This is a genomic window from Rhodococcus sp. BL-253-APC-6A1W (assembly GCF_012843405.1).
In the GTDB taxonomy this organism is placed as follows: domain Bacteria; phylum Actinomycetota; class Actinomycetes; order Mycobacteriales; family Mycobacteriaceae; genus Rhodococcus.
Map to the genome: position 1 here is coordinate 66448 of NZ_JABAFB010000015.1, position 16491 is coordinate 82938.

The window sequence follows — 16491 nt, forward strand, 5'->3', positions numbered from 1 at the left end:
GGCTATGGCCGTCGACTATTCCGGAATCGGACCGATCCCGAGACCCGCGTGGATGGTCTCCGCGCTCTCGGTCAGAGATGGAGGAGCATCGGCGCGCGTAGTCACCGTCAGTTGCGTCAGGAAGCGATCGTACTCGTGGTCGACCACGACGAAGCGCGTCGCTGCTCCGAACCGGATATCACCGGCTCGGTAGTAGCCTCGAATCAACGTGGAGCGAAATATTCCGAAGTTGACAGTGCTGTAGTAGGTTTCGTACCACTCGGGCAGGCTGACCGCTTCGTTGCCCGCGACCTCCAGCAACTCGTCCGTCGACCGCGACTTCGACAGCCTGCCGTGGAGAAGTACCGCATTGGGCGCCCACCTGTTCTCGGTGTGCTCGGGAGCGATGAGGACCGTGTGGGCGTGGGGGAAGACTTCGGTGGGTACCGAAACCCAACCCTGCGGTACGGGGATCTCTACCAACGGATGCCGTGATTCGTCCCGCCTGCACGGGATGATCTCGACCTCGTGGGAGTCGAGGTACTCCGGAAGTGTTGTCGGAACCCGACGATCGATCATCGAATTGCCTTCTTTGCGCGCGCCGCACGGAATCGTTCCCGCAACGGGGGAGGACACAAGAGGTCGATTGCGTCGGATTCCACGAGACGTTCACGACAAGCCGGATCTTCTGCCAATTTTTCCAGGAGAGCGAAAAGGGTGTTCGGCTCCACGACGAGTTGGTGGGCCATAACCGCAAGTCGATGTTCGGAATCGTGTCGTGTCCTGGAGTCGGACGGAAGAGGCTCGGCCGTATGGAGATCGATCACCGGGTGGGCCGTCGTTCCGCCCCGGACTCCGAGATCGCCCGCTCCGATGCGGGTGATGCTTCCCCAAGGGACGAAGGTATCGAGGACCTGCTTTTTCAAGAAGATTCGCCGGCAGACGTGTCGCCGCACACCCCCTCGATAGATGTACAGGGTCGTGTCGAAGCGGACGCACGCGATCAGGACCGCAATTGTGCCCAGGACGGCTGCACATAACGACACGAAGAGAGCGCCTTCGCGATTGTCTCGCCCGAACGGCAAAAGGGTTTCGCCGAGCCCGATATGCCAGGCGAACGCTGCTGTACCGCCGTATGCGGTCAAGCCCAACATGGCCACGACGGTAGTGAATACAGCGGTTCTTCCTGTCGGAACGCTGATACCCGCACCGTGGGTGGGATCGTGATGAAGTCCGAGCTTGCGGGGTTGTCGAAGATTGCGAAACCCGGCGCTCCGAAACGAGGATATGGCGATGGTGAACAGGGCGACCGAGCCGCCGGCTCCACCGAGAGCGACCCGAGCATCACCGGTTCGGAAAACATCATGTGCGAAGACGAGACTCACGCATGCCGCAATAAGCATCGCGAGGGAGAGAACGAGCGATGTGATCCGAAGCGGTTGTGGCCATGGTGCTCGAAGTGGTGCCGGTTCGGGTGTGCTACCCGGTTCACCTGGATTTCGATTCTCATTCGGGTTCAACAAACACTTCTTTCATGTCAGGTCACTTCCACAGCCACTGTGCCGATTTGGATACGAGGTACGAGCCGAAGGCACCGGCCACGATTCCCGCGGAGAGTCCGACTGCCGTTCCGACTCCGGGTGCCACACCCGTTCCCAGTACAGCTCCCGCTTGTCCGAACGCCCAGGCGCTCGCGAGGTAGCCTGCTGCGGCGCCGGATCCTTCCGTCACCACCGCCCTCGTCGGATCCATTCCGCCTTCGATGTCGTTGACGATCGCGGGTATGACACCGAGTACCACGCCGGCAGGACCGAGACCTCGCGCTACCCCGCGGGCGAGGTCGTCCCCGGACGTTGCGGCTGCTGCTCCAAGCCCCACTTTCGTCCCGTCGGCCATCGAGCCGATTGTGGACGCTGCAGTCGTTGCTGCCCAGTCCGGTGTCCAGGAGAATTCCCCATTTTCCTGCTGCACCACCTTTCCCGGCATCGCGGCATCCCTGGCGACCTCGAGGGCATTGACCGCGGCATCGATGCGGTCGGTGGTTTCGGCTGCGGCTCGCGATGCCTGGTGGATCGCGTCGGAGATGGTGCGGGTCAGGTCGGCTGCGCAGCGTTCGACTTGTGATCGAGTGCCGGCGGCTGCTGTCGAGTCGGGCACGAGTATTGCGATCAGTGCTATCTGCTCGGACGGATCGACAGTGCCGTCATCGTGGACTGTGAAGCCGGATTGTTCGGCGCTGTTGAGGGTAGCGAGCAAATGCATGCGGGCACCTTCGACGATGCTTGCTCCGGTGCGGTAGGCCCCGCCGACCTCGAGGAGAGCGCCGGCGATGGCGCTGCCCAGTGAGCGTTCCCGGACTATTCGTTCGGCGGCCGAGCGCGCGGCGTCGCCGGTCCACCGCTCAGCGAGTACGTCCTGTTCGCTGAGGAGCCCCTTCATACGGTCGTCGAGTCGGTCGACGATTCGGTCGATTCGGTCGGCGGTGATACGTAGCGCATCGGGATTCCAGGATTGGACGGCGGAGACAGTGAGATTCATTCCGGCCGGTCCACGGCGGATAGTGCACCGACGAAATCTGCCTCGGCGACGACGTAGTCGTTCTCCGCGCCGTTGGTTACATCGACGACCTCGCGGAGCCGTCCGCACATATTGATCAAAGCCTGGTCGGTGACGTCGGCCGCTCGGGCGCAGACGCGGGCGAAGTCCGTTCCCGGGAGCGCCGATTCCGAAGTGGAGTACGGCTCGCCGACGTCCCAATCGCCCATTGCGTCGGCGGTGTCCGCCAAGAAGGCAGCGAAAGCACGCAGTGCTTCCGGATCGACATGCAAAGTCACGACTGCCCCCCGAGACACTATCCCCCGATATGTCCGGCTGGGGACGATAGCAGAAGGCGCCCCCACGGAACGGACCGTAGGGGCGCCTTCGAAGGCTGTGGCTGCCTACTTGTAGCTGTAGAAGCCTTCGCCGGTCTTGCGGCCGAGACGGCCGGCGTCGACCATGCGACGCAGCAGTGCCGGGGGAGCGTAATGCGGCTCGGCGAACTCTTCGTAGAGCGACTGCGCGGCGTTGAGGGTGATATCGAGGCCCACGGTGTCGATGAGGGTGAGCGGGCCCATCGGGTATCCGCAGCCACCCTTCATCGCGGCGTCGATGTCTTCCTTTGTGGCATAGCCCGATTCGAGCATGCGCACCGCCGAGCACAGGTACGGGATGAGCAGCGCGTTGACGATGAAGCCGGCGCGGTCGCCCGCACGCACGGCGGTCTTGCCGAGCGTGTTCTGCGCGTAATCGAACACGGTGTCGGCGGTGTCGGCATCGGTGGTGAGTGCGGAGATGATCTCCACCAGCGGCATCACGGGCACCGGGTTGAAGAAGTGCACGCCCACGACCTTGCCGGGCCGCTTCGTCGCCTGCGCCACCTTGATGACGGGGATGGACGACGTGTTGGTGGCGAGGATGCCTTCCGGCTTCACGATCCGGTCCAATTCGGCGAAGATTTCGACCTTGAGGGCCTCGATCTCCGGCGCCGCCTCGACCACGAGGTCGCGATCCGCGAACTCCTCGATGTCGGTGGTGACCCGGATCCGTGCGAGCACCGCGTCCGCGTCGTCCTGCGTGATCTTCCCCGACTTGACGCCGCGTCCGACCGACTTCGCGAGGCGCTCACGGGCAGCCGCAGCAAATTCCTCGGTGGTCTCCCGGACGAGGACGTCGCTTCCGGCCTTCGCGCAGACTTCGGCGATACCGGCACCCATGGTGCCGCCGCCGATCACGCCTACCTTTTCCACTGTCACTACGAGTTACTCCTGATCGGTGTGATGGTTCAGCGGTGTCAAACTACGCGGACTGCTCAGCGGAGCAGCGCGCGCGACATGACGACGCGCTGGATCTGGTTGGTGCCCTCGTAGATCTGGGTGATCTTGGCGTCGCGCATCATGCGCTCGACGGGGAAGTCGGTGGTGTAACCGGCACCGCCGAACAGCTGGACTGCGTCGGTGGTGACCTCCATCGCGACGTCCGAGGCGAAGCACTTCGCTGCCGCCGAGATGAAGCCGAGGTTCGGCTCGCCGCGCTCGGCGCGGGCCGCGGAGGTGTACACCATGAGGCGCGCGGCCTCGACCTTCATCGCCATGTCGGCGAGCATGAACTGCACCGACTGGAAGTTGGAGATCGAGGTACCGAACTGCTTGCGGTCCTTGGTGTATTCGATCGCGGCGTCGAGTGCGCCCTGCGCCAGGCCGACGGCCTGTGCGCCGATGGTGGGGCGGGTGTGGTCGAGCGTGGCAAGGGCGGTCTTGAAGCCGGTGCCGGGCTCGCCGATGATGCGGTCGCCGGGGATGCGGCAGTTCTCGAAGTACAGCTCGGCGGTGGGGGAGCCCTTGATGCCGAGCTTCTTTTCCTTGGGTCCGACGACGAAGCCTTCGTCGTCCTTGTGGACCATGAACGAGGAGATCCCGTTGGCACCCTTGTCGGGGTCCGTCACGGCCATCACCGTGTACCAGGTGGATTTCCCGCCGTTGGTGATCCAGCACTTGGAGCCGTTGAGGATCCAGTCGTCGCCGTCGGCCTTCGCGCGGGTGCGCATCGAGGCGGCGTCGGATCCTGCCTCACGCTCGGAGAGTGCGTACGAGGCCATGGCACCGTTGACGATGTCGGGCAGCACCTTGGCCTTGAGTTCGTCGGAGCCGCGGAGGATCAGGCCCATCGTGCCGAGCTTGTTGACGGCCGGGATCAGCGACGAGGAGCCGCAGACGCGGGCGACCTCTTCGATGACGATGCAGGTCGCGACGGAGTCGGCGCCCTGGCCTTCGAACTGCTCGGGGACGTGGATCGCGTTGAAGCCCGAACGGTTGAGGGCGTCGAGTGCTTCCTGCGGGAAGCGGGAGTTCTCGTCGACGTCCTTCGCGTGCGGCGCGATCTCCTTCTCGGCGAGGGCGCGGATCGCGGCGCGCAGTTCGTCGTGCTCGTCTCCGAGCTTGAAGAGATCGAAGTCGGGATTGAGGGCCACGGTGGCAAACTCCTAACGGCACTCGGTGCCATTAATCGGGTCGGATCCGCACCACCCTATCGACTGCAAGGGTGTGCGACGTCACGGAATTCTTCCATTTTACCTCGGGCACTGAGTGCCAGGTCAATGCCGGGGGACGTTCGTCACGAAGGCGGCGGGTTTTGTTCCAGCTCGCGGCGGACCTGCTCGGCCACATCGGCAGGCGACGCCCCGACTGGAAAGGTCACCACCGTGACGGCCCGCTGCGGCAGGTCGACGCCCGGGCGGGGGCCGGTGGCGGCCTGGGGTACCACGCCGAATGTCCGGCGAACCTCGTAGAGCGCTCGGTGCAGTTGCTCGGAGGTGGCCGTGTCGTCCCCCCGGATCATCGCCCGGAGCAGATAGTTGTGCGTCGCCGTCATCGCGGCCGTGAAACTCACGATGTGCACGGGCTTCGCCGAGGGCACCGCAGCCCGCAGGAAGTCGGTGAACAATCGTTCGTAGCGATACGTCGTGACCAGTTCGCGTTCGCGCAGCGCCGGTACCCGCTGCACCACGCGGTACCGCCAGACTGCCAGCTCACGCCGGTCGCGAAAATGCCCGAACACCAGTTCGGCGGCGTCGCAGGCCGCCAGCCACGGATCGGCGAAGTCACCCGAGAGGTACCCGGCGACCTGCTCGAGCAGCGACTCGTGGTCGGCGAAGATCACGTCTTCCTTCGACCGGAACTGACGGAAGAAGGTCCTGCGGGACACCCCGGCCGCCGCCGCGATCTGCTCGACCGTCGTGGACTCGTATCCGAATTCGGAGAACAGCCGAATCGCCTGGGTTACGACATGCACCCGGAACTGAGCCGGGTCGGGTCCTGCCGCGTCGGGACGGCGCGGGGTGCCGGTGCCTGATGTCATGACAGTCCAGTATTCAAGGTCGGCGCGTCGGGGATACACAGCCCCGCCGGTCTGCGCAGCACCACCGGCCTACGCCGCACCGCCGGTCTACGCCGCGCAGCGTCCGCGACGCCGCAAAAGCAATGGGCACAGGACTCGGCGGACACAGGCACCTCCGGATGGTCTCGCGACCGGCGTTGCCTGTGATCGTCCCAATCCCGAACGGTACAGAGGTGACGAATCGCTGAATTCTGCCTCCGGGTGAGGTCTCACCTCGTCGCGCGGCTGCCGGTGCCACGGAAGAACGCGCGCAGCCGCTGCACGACACGCCGGTGCCAGGCCACGCGCCCGGTCTCGGTCGCCGGCCGTTCGAGAACCCCCGTGCTGCCGCTTTCGGGCCGGCGCACCGGCCAGTTGTCGTCGATGTCGGTCACGTCGCGGCCGAGGCCACGGAGATATTCCGCGAAACTGCGCTGCCGCTCCGCGTGCCACGCGGCCTGGTCGGCCATGATGTCGAGGTCAGCCAGCTGCGGGTACTTGTCGATGAGCGCACGAGTCAGGTGACCGGCGGCGAGCGCGTCGGCCTCCGCTTCGTGGGGGCTGGCGAGCTGGACGCCGTACACCTCGCAGACCGCCTGGAGTGTGCGCCTGCCGCTGCGTGTGCGGTCCATCTCGCGATCGATGACGTACGGGTCCACGACCGTGCCGATGTCGAGTTCCGGTAACCCGAGTCGCCGGCCTTCGGCGTCGAGAATCGTCAGGTCGTAACTGGCGTTGAACGCGACCACGATGTATCCGCGCTCCCACGCGTCGCACACCGCCTGCCGGATCTGGCGATACCCGGCGAGGTAGTCCATGCCCTCTGCGCGGGCGCGCTCGGTGCTGATGCCGTGAATGGCGGTGGTTTCGGGCGGTATCGCGATGCCGGGGTCGAGCAGCCACGAACGGGACTCGACCTTGTCACCGTCGAAGGTGGCCACGCAGGCAGCGACGATGCGTGCGGTGCGGGGATCGCGGTCGGTGGTCTCGAGGTCGAATGCGCAGATCGGTCTGTCTGGCCAGTGCGTCATTCGTGTGTCCTCGCGTCCTGTTCGATCGTGTTCTGCCTACAGTCCGCATTGTTGCCGGGGGTACCGACACGACCGTGGTGCTGCGAGGCGGCGAGCGATGCCTCAGAACGAATCGGTGCACACCACGAAGTTGCGTTCGTCGTAGACGTATCCGGAGTCCGAGAACGAGCACTCGTTCACATCGGAGGTGCCGGTGAGGATCTCGCTGACCTTCTCACCCAGGATCGCGGTCGCGGAGCAGTCGATCCGCTGGGGATCCTCTCCGCCCAGGTCCATGCACTCGCCGACTTTCCAGTCGATGTCGAGGCACAGGGCACCCGTCTCGACGCCCCAGAGCGTTTCGAAGTACGTCTGGTCGATGTCCCCGGAGCACTCGTCGCTCGACGTGACGACGTCCACGACCTTGTAGTTGGAGGTGCGACTACCGCAGTCGGCGTTGTCGATGGTGGCGTCGTCGACCGCGCCCCCCAGTGCGACACAGTCCCCGGGCTCGACGTCGACTTCCAGATCCAGGTCTGCGGCCGTCGTGCCCGCGGTGGTCGGACGCGAGGTCGCGGGAGCCGGGGTGGCGGTCGTGCTCGCGACGGCGTCGGCGCCGGGCAGCGCGCGACCCTCGATCTCGGAAGCGCATCCGCCGAGTACGGCTACCGCCACCACCGTCACGAGAGCGAGCCCCGCCCGCCGGAGATTGGTCATGTGTGGAGGGTACGGAATGTCTGTTTCCGTCTTTCCGTCCAGGTCGCGAATTTCACGCGATCCCGAACGCGGAATGCCCCCCGGAGTGCGACCATGTGCGCATGGACCTCCCCGTGGCTCCACCCCTGGCACCGATGCTGGCGAAGGCGGCCACCGCGGTTCCGGCGCAACCCGACGACGGAACGGCCGTGTGGTCGTACGAGCCCAAGTGGGACGGCTTCCGGGCGATCGTGTTTCGCGACGGTGAGGAGGTGGTGTTCTCGTCGCGCGGTGGCAAGGATCTGGCAAGGTATTTTCCCGAACTCGTCGCGGCCGTGCGAGCGGAACTTCCCGCGAGGTGTGTCGTCGACGGTGAAATCGTCGTTCCGCGCGAGCGCGACGGGCTGACCCGGCTCGACTGGCAGTCGTTGTCCGAACGTATCCATCCCGCGGCGAGCCGGGTGGCACTGCTCGCCGAACAGACACCGGCCCAGTTCGTGAGCTTCGACCTGCTTGCACTCGGCGACGAGGACCTCATGGCCAGTCCGTTCGCCGACCGTCGTGCACGGTTGCGCGACGCGCTCGGAGGAGGCCCCAGCTGTCACGTCACGGCGTCCACGACGGACGCCGCTACCGCGCAGAGATGGTTCGAAGAATTCGAGGGCGCCGGACTCGACGGTGTGGTCGCCAAGCGACTCGACGGCGTCTACCGGCCCGACAAGCGGGAGATGATCAAGCTCAAGCACGCCCGGACCGCGGATTGCGTCCTCATCGGGTACCGCAAGCACAAGAGCGTCGACGGCGTCGGATCCCTTCTGCTCGGTCTCTATCACGACGGTGAACTCGCCATGGTCGGCGGCGCTTCCGCTTTCACCACCGCGCGGCGCAAGGCACTGCTCACCGAGCTCGAGCCGCTGCGTGTCGGTGCGGACGTCGTCGCCGAGGGAGAAGCGACCCGCTGGCGGTCGGGAGTGGATCGCAGTTGGGTGCCGTTGCGACCTGAGCGCGTACTCGAAGTGGCGTACGACCAGATGGAAGGCACGGCCGGAGCAGGGATGCGGTTCCGGCACGCCGCGCGGTTCCAGCGGTGGAGACCCGACCGGGACCCGGCAAGCTGCACTTACGATCAGCTGGACGTGCCCGTGCGATACGACCTGGGCGACGTGCTGGACCGGACGGAGGACTGATCGTGGCTGCCGAACGCTCGCCCGCAGAGGAACTCGACGTCGACGGAGTTCCTGTCCGGCTGTCGAATCCGGACAAGATCTACTTCCCCCGACTGGGCTCGTCCGGCGGCACGAAACGGCACCTGGTGGAGTACTACCGGACGGTGACCACCGAACTCGGTGCGCCACTGCTCGGCGCGCTGCGTGAACGGCCCACCCACCTCCAGCGGTTTCCCGGCGGCATCGACTCCGAGGAGATCTACCAGAAGCGGGCACCTGCCAAGCGGCCCGATCATGTCGCCACGTGCGAGATCACGTTTCCCTCGGGCCGTACCGCGGATGCGCTTCGCGTGCGCACGGCCGCCGACATCGTCTGGGCGGCGAATCTCGGCACGGTCACCTTCCATCCGTGGGCGGTGCGCTGTGGCGACGTGGACCGGCCGGACGAACTCCGCATCGATCTCGATCCGCCCGACGGGACGGGATTCGGTGCGGCACGTGCCGTCGCACTCGACGTGGTGCGGCCCCTGCTCGATGAACTGGGGCTCACCGGATTCCCCAAGACGTCGGGGGGTCGCGGCCTGCATGTCTACCTGCGGATCGTGCCGGAGTGGGATTTCGTCGGTGTGCGACGCGCCGGTATCGCACTCATGCGCGAAATCGAGCGTCGCAGCGACGGGCGCGCGACCACCTCGTGGTGGAAGGAGGAGCGGGGTGACCGCTTGTTCCTCGACTACAACCAGAACGCCCGTGACAAGACCATCGCCTCGGCCTATTCGGTGCGGCGGACACCCATCGCCACCGTGTCGACCCCGCTGACCTGGGACGAACTCGCCGACGCCGAACCTGACGACTTCACCATCGCGACGGTGCCGGAATTGCTCGCGCGCCGCGGCGATCCGATGTCCACACTCGACGATCACGCTCACTCGCTCGATGTGCTGCTCGAGATGGCGGACCGGGATGCCGCCGACGGACTCGGCGATCTGCCGTATCCACCGACCCATCCGAAGATGCCCGGTGAACCCAAGCGGGTGCAGCCGTCGCGGGACACGGACCGGAAGACCACCGGCTGAGACGATCCGCGTCGTTCGCCCGGTCCGGACCGGCTGCTGAATCGGTCCCTGCTCGTTACCTCGTCGGAAGATCAGCTTCCCGGGATTTCCATAGACTGTGCGGGAACCTGTTCGCCGGAGTTTCGGGAGGATCGTGTCTGTGTCTCGCACGTGGATGTCGGGTCGGCTGTTCGGTGCCGGTGTGATCGGCGCCGCCGTCGTGGGGGCAGGTCTCCTCGTTCCGGGATCCGCGCTCGCCGCGACCACGTGCGCGGCACCGCCGGGAGGCCCGGCGGAGGTGACTCGGGTCGACGGCGCCGCGGCATGTGGCGCGACCACCGACGGGACGGGCGGTGCCTGGAGCCTCGGTGAGTCCGGCGTCGGATTCGCGGATGCCGGCGCCGGCGCGACGATCGGGGCCGCAGGGTTCGCCGGCGGAGTCGGCGCGGGCGAGAGCCGTGGCGGGCAGCTCCTGGCGGTCGGATACGGGTTCGAGTCCCTCGCGCTGGGGTTGCTGGACGAGCCCGGCACCGCCCTGGTCGTGACGGGTCCTCGATCCCAGGCTTTCGTCGGTGACGCCGACGATCCGGTGCTGTGTGAGGGTGAGCTGGCCGCGACGATCAACCTCGCGACCGGGTCGGGGTGCGTCGTGGCCGGTGCCTTTCGCTACGTGACCCCGGCCGCACCCTGATTCCGCGGGCACGGGTCGTATTGCCACGTCCGTAGTCCGCGCCTTCGGGGCGCGCGGCGACGACACCGGATTGGGAATACAAACAGCCTGTACGGAAAGCCTTCCGTTCATTGCCCTCCGCACGTAGCCTTTCGGCACATGTCGAGGGGAGGATGTCGATGACGACCGGAGCGGTGCTTGCCGCGGAGGGGCACGACGACCACCTGTCGCGGACCGAGATGCATGTCGATCCGCGGTTCCTCCCGCTGGCCGACAGGTTCTTCGCGCTGTACACACAGCCTCACCACGGCGGTGGAGCACTCACCGCCTACCTGCACGGCGAGAAAGTCCTCGACGTCTGGGCAGGCTGGGCCGACCGCACGCGCCGGTGGACGCAGGACACGATGGCGCTGTCCTTCTCGACGGGCAAAGGCGTCGCGTCCACCGTCGTGCACCGTCTCGCCGAACGCGGACTGATCGACTACTCCGCCCCGGTCGCCCAGTACTGGCCCGAGTTCGCGGCCGGCGGCAAGGGATCTCTCACCGTCGCAGACGTCATGACGCATCGGGCCGGATTGCACCGCGTCCGGGGGCTCGTCCCCGGAAAAAGGGGCATTCTCGACTACGACGCGACCGTGGCCGCGCTTGCTGCGGCCACCCCCGACCGTCGCAGAATGTCGGGTTCGGGTTACCACGCGGTGACCTACGGCTGGCTGGTCGCCGAAATCGTCCAGCGTGTAACCGGGTTGCCGTTCACCGAAGTCGTCGACCGTGAGATCGCGCAGCCCCTCGGGTGTCAGGACTTCTGGTACCGGGTCCCGCACGACGAGCGCGGCCGCATCGCGCGATTGTTCCCGCGGATCAATCCGGTGGGGCTCGACTGGGGTGTCAGTGCGTCCGTCCTGTCGCGAGTCGCGCCGACGCGGGGACTGGTCGAGGCGGCGATGCCCGCGGGTTTCGACGAACTCGTTCGCGATCCGGCGGTGCACGATTCGGTGATGCCGGGCTGGAACGGCGTCTTCACCGCACGGTCGCTCGCTCGTATGTACGGCGCGATCGCGGGTGGCGGCACCATCGACGGAGTGAAGTTCCTCGATCCGTCGACCATTGCCGCGATGGACGAGGTGCGGTTGCGCAGCCGCGACTACGTGCTCGGCGTGCCGATGGCGTGGCGTCTCGGCTATCACCAGCCGATATTCGCCAGCCGCGAGCGCCCGCGCGGCGCGTTCGGTCACTACGGGGTCGGTGGTTCCGGAGCATTCGCCGATCTGGATTCGGGAATGTCGCTCGCATTCGTCACCAACCGCCTCGGCGTGGGCGCGATGCCCCTCGGCGACCTGCGCCTTGCCCGGCTCGGCGCCCTTGCGCGCGACTTGGCTCGCCTGGCCTGACGACGCAGCGGTCTCTCCGGCCGATGTCTTGCCATTTTCGCGGATTCCGGCACGCGGACCCAGCGTGAGCGGGAGTATCCGACCAGGACACGGACCGGTGTTCGGTGGCGATGCAAGGAGCGGTGGGAATGAACCACGTCTATCGAGTGATCGAAGTGGTCGGCTCGTCGACCACCGGGGTGGACGACGCGATCGCGAAAGCGGTGGCGCGGGCGGCGGAGAAGACGCGGCATCTCGAATGGTTCGAAATGGTCAATGTGCGCGGTCACATCGACGACGGAAAGGTCGCTCATACCCAAGTCACGCTCAAGATCGGATTCAGGATAGAGTCGGGAGACGAGTTGGCGCGTTGAGGTCATTCTCGAGCACTGAAATGCCCTGCTAGAGTGACGATAACGACGTTCTCGACCAGACTTGCAACGTGTTATAGTCTGGGGCCCCGATCGTCGTACCCCACCGGCACTTTCAGGCAGGTATCCACTGTGGCTTATGTGATCACCCAGGCATGTTGCAACGACGTCTCGTGCGTCGAAGTCTGCCCGGTCAACTGCATCCATCCCACGCCCGACGAAGCGCCGTTCGCTACGACGGAGATGCTCTACATCGATCCCGATACGTGCATCGACTGCGGGGCGTGCGTCGACGAGTGCCCGGTCGACGCCATCGCGGCCGACAACGAGCTCACGCCCGCCCAGGAGCCGTACCTCGAAATCAATGCCGAGTACTACCGGCGTTACCCGATCGGACCGGACTGGCCGGAGCTGCGGTCGCGCCGCAAGATCCCTGCCGACCTCGGAACGCTGCGGGTCGCGATCGTCGGATCCGGGCCCGCGGCCTGCTACGCCGCACAGGAACTGACTTCGCATTCGGCCGTGCAGGTCGACATCTTCGATCGGCTTCCGACGCCGTTCGGCCTGGTCCGGGCCGGCGTCGCGCCGGACCACCAGAGCACCAAAGGCATTGCCAACGTCTTCCGCAGTGCCATCGGCCACAAGAACACCCAGTGCTACTTCAACGTCGAGGTGGGTACGCACATCACCCACGAGGAACTGCTCGCGCACCACCACGCCGTGCTCTACGCCGTCGGCGCGTCCAGCGATCGGCGCCTCGGCGTTCCCGGTGAAGATCTGCCCGGCTCGTTCGCTGCCACCGAGTTCGTCGCTTGGTACAACGGCCATCCCGACTATGCCCACCGCACATTCGACCTTTCCGGCGAACGCGCGGTGATCATCGGCAACGGCAACGTGGCCCTCGACGTCGCGCGTGCTCTCGTGATGAACCCGGACGAACTCGCCCGCACCGACATGGCCGAGCACGCCGTCGAAGCGTTGCGCAACTCCGCAATCCAGGAAGTAGTGGTCGTGGGCCGGCGCGGTCCCGCCCAGGCGGCCTACACGAACCCGGAACTGCTCGCACTCGGCGGCCTCGACGGCGTCGACGTGATGGTCGATCCCGCCGAACTCGAACTCGATCCCGCGAGCCGCGCCCTCGTCGACGACCCCGATGTCGAACCCCGCATCGCACTCAAGGTCCGGCAGGTCGCCGAGTACGCGAAGACGAGCCCGACGCCCGGCAACAAGCGAATCGTCCTTCGCTACCTCGCGTCGCCTGTCGAGATCACCGGGGACGACGCCGTCACATCGATCACCCTCGAACGCAACGAACTGGTCGAGGTCGACGGACGCCTCGAAGCCCGGCCCACGGGCGACACCGACACGCTCGGCGCAGGACTGGTCCTGCGTTCGATCGGGTACCGGGGCACCCCCGTCAAGGGCGTGCCGTTCGACGAGCGCCGAGGAGTGCTCCCGAACCACCTCGGCCGCGTCCTCGACCCCGAGACCGATGAGCCGGTGCCGGGTGTCTATACCGCCGGATGGATCAAGCGTGGTCCGAGCGGCGTGATCGGCACCAACAAGCAGTGCTCCAACGAGACCGTCGAGCAGATCCTCGACGACTTCATCGCCGGAAAGCTGCCCGAACCCGTCGCGGATCGCGAGAAGCTTGCGACCCTCGTCGCCGAGCGGCGGCCCGAGTTCGTCGATTACCGCGGGTGGCAGCAGATCGACAAGCAGGAGAAGTCGCGCGGATCGGCGGCCGGCCGGTCTCGTCTCAAGTTCGTATCGGTGGAGGAATTGCTCGCGGCATCGCGAACCGGCTCCTGAATGCGTTAACGTTCCACAAGCGTCCGACCTGGGGCGATGCGGGTTTTATGGATACCCGAATTGCCCGGGTCGAGTTTGCGCGTGTCTAATAAGAAGTAACGAAAGCGTCGCGACGGGGAATTAGGGTCACGACGCACCGTCCAACGATGGGTTGTGGAATGGTCGAAAAGCATGTCTTGTCGAACCGTCGCCGCCGGGCTGGACGCCGGTCCGCACGCGTAGCGATCGCATTCGCCGGTGCCGCCGCAGTCGCCCTCACCGCCGCCGGCCCCGCCGCCGCAGTGCCGTTGTGGCCGGGTGGGCCGGAAGTACCGAGTGTCGAGGACGTCATCCGGAGCGTCGTCCCGCAGGGGCCGGGGGCGCCCCAGTTGCCGCCGCAGCTGCTTCCCGAGCAGCCCGCTCCGTTCTCGGCCCCGTCGGTGAACCCGTCGAACGGTGAGACGGTCGGTGTCGCGCAGCCGATCATCATCCGTTTCAACGAGGCCGTCGGCGACCGCGCCGCCGCCGAACGTGCCATCCGCATCACTTCCCAGCCGCCGGTCGACGGCCATTTCTACTGGGCATCCGACAGCCAGGTGCGCTGGAAGCCGTTCGAGTTCTGGCCGGCGAACACGTCGGTCACCGTCGCGGCCGGTGACTCCCGGTCGTCGTTCACGATCGGTGACGCCCTTGTCACGGTGGCGGACAACAACACCAAGACGATCACGGTCACCCGTAACGGTGAGGTCGTGCGGACGATGCCGACGTCGTTCGGCAAGCCCGGCCACGACACTCCGAACGGCACCTACATCGTCGGTGACAAGTTCCGCGACATGTACATGGACTCGTCGACCTACGGGGTGCCCGTCGACAGCCCGGAGGGTTACCGCACGTACGTCGAGTACGCGACCCGCATGTCCAACAGCGGCATCTTCCTGCACGCGGCGCCGTGGTCGGTGGACGCACAGGGCAACACGAACGTCAGTCACGGCTGCCTCAACGTGAGTACCGAGGACGGCAAGTGGTTCTTCGAGAATTCCAAGAAGGGTGACCCCGTAATCGTGCAGAACACCGCCGGCGGCACCCTCAACGGCTGGGACGGCCTCGGAGACTGGAACCTCTGAGTTTCGGCCCCACCGGGTTGTCGTCTGCACGTATCTCGCCCGACGCCTCCTCCTTCCGGCACCGTCTACGGTCCGGAAGTGCAGGGGGCGTCGGGCTTTCGTGTCGGTTCGGCGAGCACCGCGATCAGGTGGGCGAAAACGGTTCGGCGATCACGAGCGCGGGCCCGTAGGCATCGCGCTGTTCGGCGGCCAGTCCGGAATCCGACACGAGCGTGTCGATGTCCTCGACCGCGGCAACTTTCGCAAGCGCACGGTGCCCGAACTTCGAATGGTCGGCGACGAGCACTGTGCGCGCCGCAGCCTGGATCAAGGCCCTCTTGATCGGAACCTCGAGCGTGTTGGTGTTCGTGATGCCCGCCGTCGGATCGATCGCGTCGGCGCCGAGGAACGCCCAGTCCGCCGAGTACGACGACATGAACCGGACGGCGTGCTCGCCGACGAGTGTGAACACCGAACCGAGCAGTTCGCCGCCGGTGACGAGTAGCCGTACTTCGGGAAAGCTCGCCACGTACTTGGCGATCCGCAGATCGTTGGTGATGACGGTCAGCGACGTGCGACGACGCAACGCGACAGCCACTTCGTAGGTGGTCGATCCGCTGTCGAGAATCACGCTGTCCCCGTCGGAGACCATGGCCGCTGCGACGGCGGCGATCGCCGCCTTCTCGGCCCGGCGCACGTCCTTTTTCACCGCGTAGGGGACCTCGGGCCCGGCGCCCTCCACCGGGCGTGCGCCGCCGTGGGTGCGTTCGACCTTTCCTTCGCGGGCGAGCGCGTCGAGGTCCCGCCGGATCGTGGATGTGTCGACGCCCAGGTCGCCGGCGAGCGTTTTCGCGTCGACATAGCCGTCGGCCATCAGTCGGTGGAAGATCTCACGTCGCCGTGCACTCGCGGACACGAATACTCCTCCGGATTCTGCTGGGATGCTGCGCTGTTCGGGCTGCGCGTTCATGTTGTGCATCTGGGATGCCCGCGGGGAGATCACGCGGTTCGGTTGTGCGGAACGATCGCACGACGATAGCGCACCCATAGCCGTGCACGCACAGATATTGACACAAACACCAGGAAATGTGCATTATTTCGTGCAGTATATGCGCGAATTTGCGTGATCATTATGAGCATCACCAGGGCCGCCGAGGCTCCGGGCGCCGGGTCGACGTTGCCCTCCTCTGTGGCGAGGCGATGTCGACGTGGAGGCGGACGGACATGCTGAAGTTGGGATACAAGGCGTCGGCGGAGCAGTTCGAGCCGCGTGAGCTGGTCGAACTCGGGGTGCTCGCCGAGGCGCACGGGATGGATTCGGCGACGGTGTCGGATCATTTCCAGCCGTGGCGGCACAACGGTGGGCA

At 66.1% G+C, this 16491-nt stretch carries 17 protein-coding genes and 1 pseudogene; 8 read left to right on the forward strand and 10 right to left on the reverse strand.

Annotated features, from left to right (window positions below; all coding sequences use genetic code 11):
• Nucleotides 1-15: 15 nt before the first annotated feature.
• From HF877_RS19695 to HF877_RS19735, 9 genes are all read right to left on the reverse strand, one after another.
• Nucleotides 16-558 carry an LpqN/LpqT family lipoprotein gene (locus HF877_RS19695; protein ID WP_206037394.1) on the reverse strand — a complete coding sequence of 181 codons (543 nt, stop codon included), beginning with the start codon at nt 556-558 and terminating at the stop codon, nt 16-18.
• Nucleotides 555-1364: a hypothetical protein gene (locus HF877_RS19700; RefSeq protein WP_169622888.1), complete on the reverse strand. Its 810-nt coding sequence runs from the start codon at nt 1362-1364 to the stop codon at nt 555-557. The genes HF877_RS19695 and HF877_RS19700 overlap by 4 nt, the downstream gene beginning before the upstream one ends.
• Nucleotides 1365-1521: 157 nt before the next feature.
• Nucleotides 1522-2517 (reverse strand): hypothetical protein, encoded by a 996-nt coding sequence (locus HF877_RS19705; RefSeq protein ID WP_169622889.1) that lies wholly within the window; start codon nt 2515-2517, stop codon nt 1522-1524.
• A complete protein-coding gene (locus HF877_RS19710; protein WP_346765249.1) occupies nt 2514-2813 on the reverse strand; it encodes a hypothetical protein in 300 nt (99 codons plus the stop codon). Before HF877_RS19710 ends, HF877_RS19705 begins: the two co-directional genes overlap by 4 nt.
• A 105-nt stretch (nt 2814-2918) precedes the next feature.
• Entirely contained in the window at nt 2919-3767 is an 849-nt protein-coding gene (locus tag HF877_RS19715) for a 3-hydroxybutyryl-CoA dehydrogenase (protein ID WP_169622910.1), read from the reverse strand.
• 62 nt (nt 3768-3829) lie between these two features.
• Entirely contained in the window at nt 3830-4987 is a 1158-nt protein-coding gene (locus HF877_RS19720; RefSeq protein ID WP_169622890.1) for an acyl-CoA dehydrogenase, read from the reverse strand.
• Between the two features lie 143 nt (nt 4988-5130).
• Entirely contained in the window at nt 5131-5874 is a 744-nt protein-coding gene (locus HF877_RS19725) for a TetR family transcriptional regulator (RefSeq protein WP_169622891.1), read from the reverse strand.
• Nucleotides 5875-6122: 248 nt separating this feature from the next.
• Nucleotides 6123-6923 carry a 3'-5' exonuclease gene (locus HF877_RS19730; RefSeq protein ID WP_169622892.1) on the reverse strand — a complete coding sequence of 267 codons (801 nt, stop codon included), beginning with the start codon at nt 6921-6923 and terminating at the stop codon, nt 6123-6125.
• Between the two features lie 102 nt (nt 6924-7025).
• Complete coding sequence (locus tag HF877_RS19735) at nt 7026-7619, reverse strand: hypothetical protein (RefSeq protein WP_169622893.1); 594 nt, start codon at nt 7617-7619, stop codon at nt 7026-7028.
• Nucleotides 7620-7720: 101 nt separating this feature from the next.
• Here HF877_RS19735 and HF877_RS19740 point away from each other — a divergent pair, with 101 nt between their 5' ends.
• From HF877_RS19740 to HF877_RS19770, 7 genes are all read left to right on the forward strand, one after another.
• Nucleotides 7721-8785: an ATP-dependent DNA ligase gene (locus HF877_RS19740; RefSeq protein WP_169622894.1), complete on the forward strand. Its 1065-nt coding sequence runs from the start codon at nt 7721-7723 to the stop codon at nt 8783-8785.
• Nucleotides 8785-9840, forward strand: a complete 1056-nt coding sequence (locus HF877_RS19745; protein WP_169622911.1) for a DNA polymerase domain-containing protein — start codon at nt 8785-8787, stop codon at nt 9838-9840. Before HF877_RS19740 ends, HF877_RS19745 begins: the two co-directional genes overlap by 1 nt.
• A 139-nt stretch (nt 9841-9979) precedes the next feature.
• Nucleotides 9980-10510 (forward strand): DUF6764 family protein, encoded by a 531-nt coding sequence (locus tag HF877_RS19750; RefSeq protein WP_346765250.1) that lies wholly within the window; start codon nt 9980-9982, stop codon nt 10508-10510.
• Between the two features lie 158 nt (nt 10511-10668).
• Nucleotides 10669-11880, forward strand: coding sequence for a serine hydrolase domain-containing protein (locus HF877_RS19755; protein ID WP_169622895.1), 1212 nt, complete (start codon nt 10669-10671; stop codon nt 11878-11880).
• Between the two features lie 128 nt (nt 11881-12008).
• Entirely contained in the window at nt 12009-12233 is a 225-nt protein-coding gene (locus tag HF877_RS19760) for a dodecin (RefSeq protein WP_169622896.1), read from the forward strand.
• A gap of 129 nt (nt 12234-12362) precedes the next feature.
• Nucleotides 12363-14042: an FAD-dependent oxidoreductase gene (locus tag HF877_RS19765; RefSeq protein WP_169622897.1), complete on the forward strand. Its 1680-nt coding sequence runs from the start codon at nt 12363-12365 to the stop codon at nt 14040-14042.
• A 158-nt stretch (nt 14043-14200) separates the two neighbouring features.
• Nucleotides 14201-15145 carry an Ig-like domain-containing protein gene (locus tag HF877_RS19770; RefSeq protein WP_169622898.1) on the forward strand — a complete coding sequence of 315 codons (945 nt, stop codon included), beginning with the start codon at nt 14201-14203 and terminating at the stop codon, nt 15143-15145.
• A 124-nt stretch (nt 15146-15269) separates the two neighbouring features.
• On the opposite strand, the gene HF877_RS19775 is transcribed toward HF877_RS19770, so the two are convergent.
• Nucleotides 15270-16040, reverse strand: a complete 771-nt coding sequence (locus HF877_RS19775; protein WP_169622899.1) for a DeoR/GlpR family DNA-binding transcription regulator — start codon at nt 16038-16040, stop codon at nt 15270-15272.
• 308 nt (nt 16041-16348) lie between these two features.
• Here HF877_RS19775 and HF877_RS19780 point away from each other — a divergent pair.
• Nucleotides 16349-16491 (forward strand): annotated as a pseudogene (locus HF877_RS19780) (glucose-6-phosphate dehydrogenase (coenzyme-F420)); the annotation flags it as partial.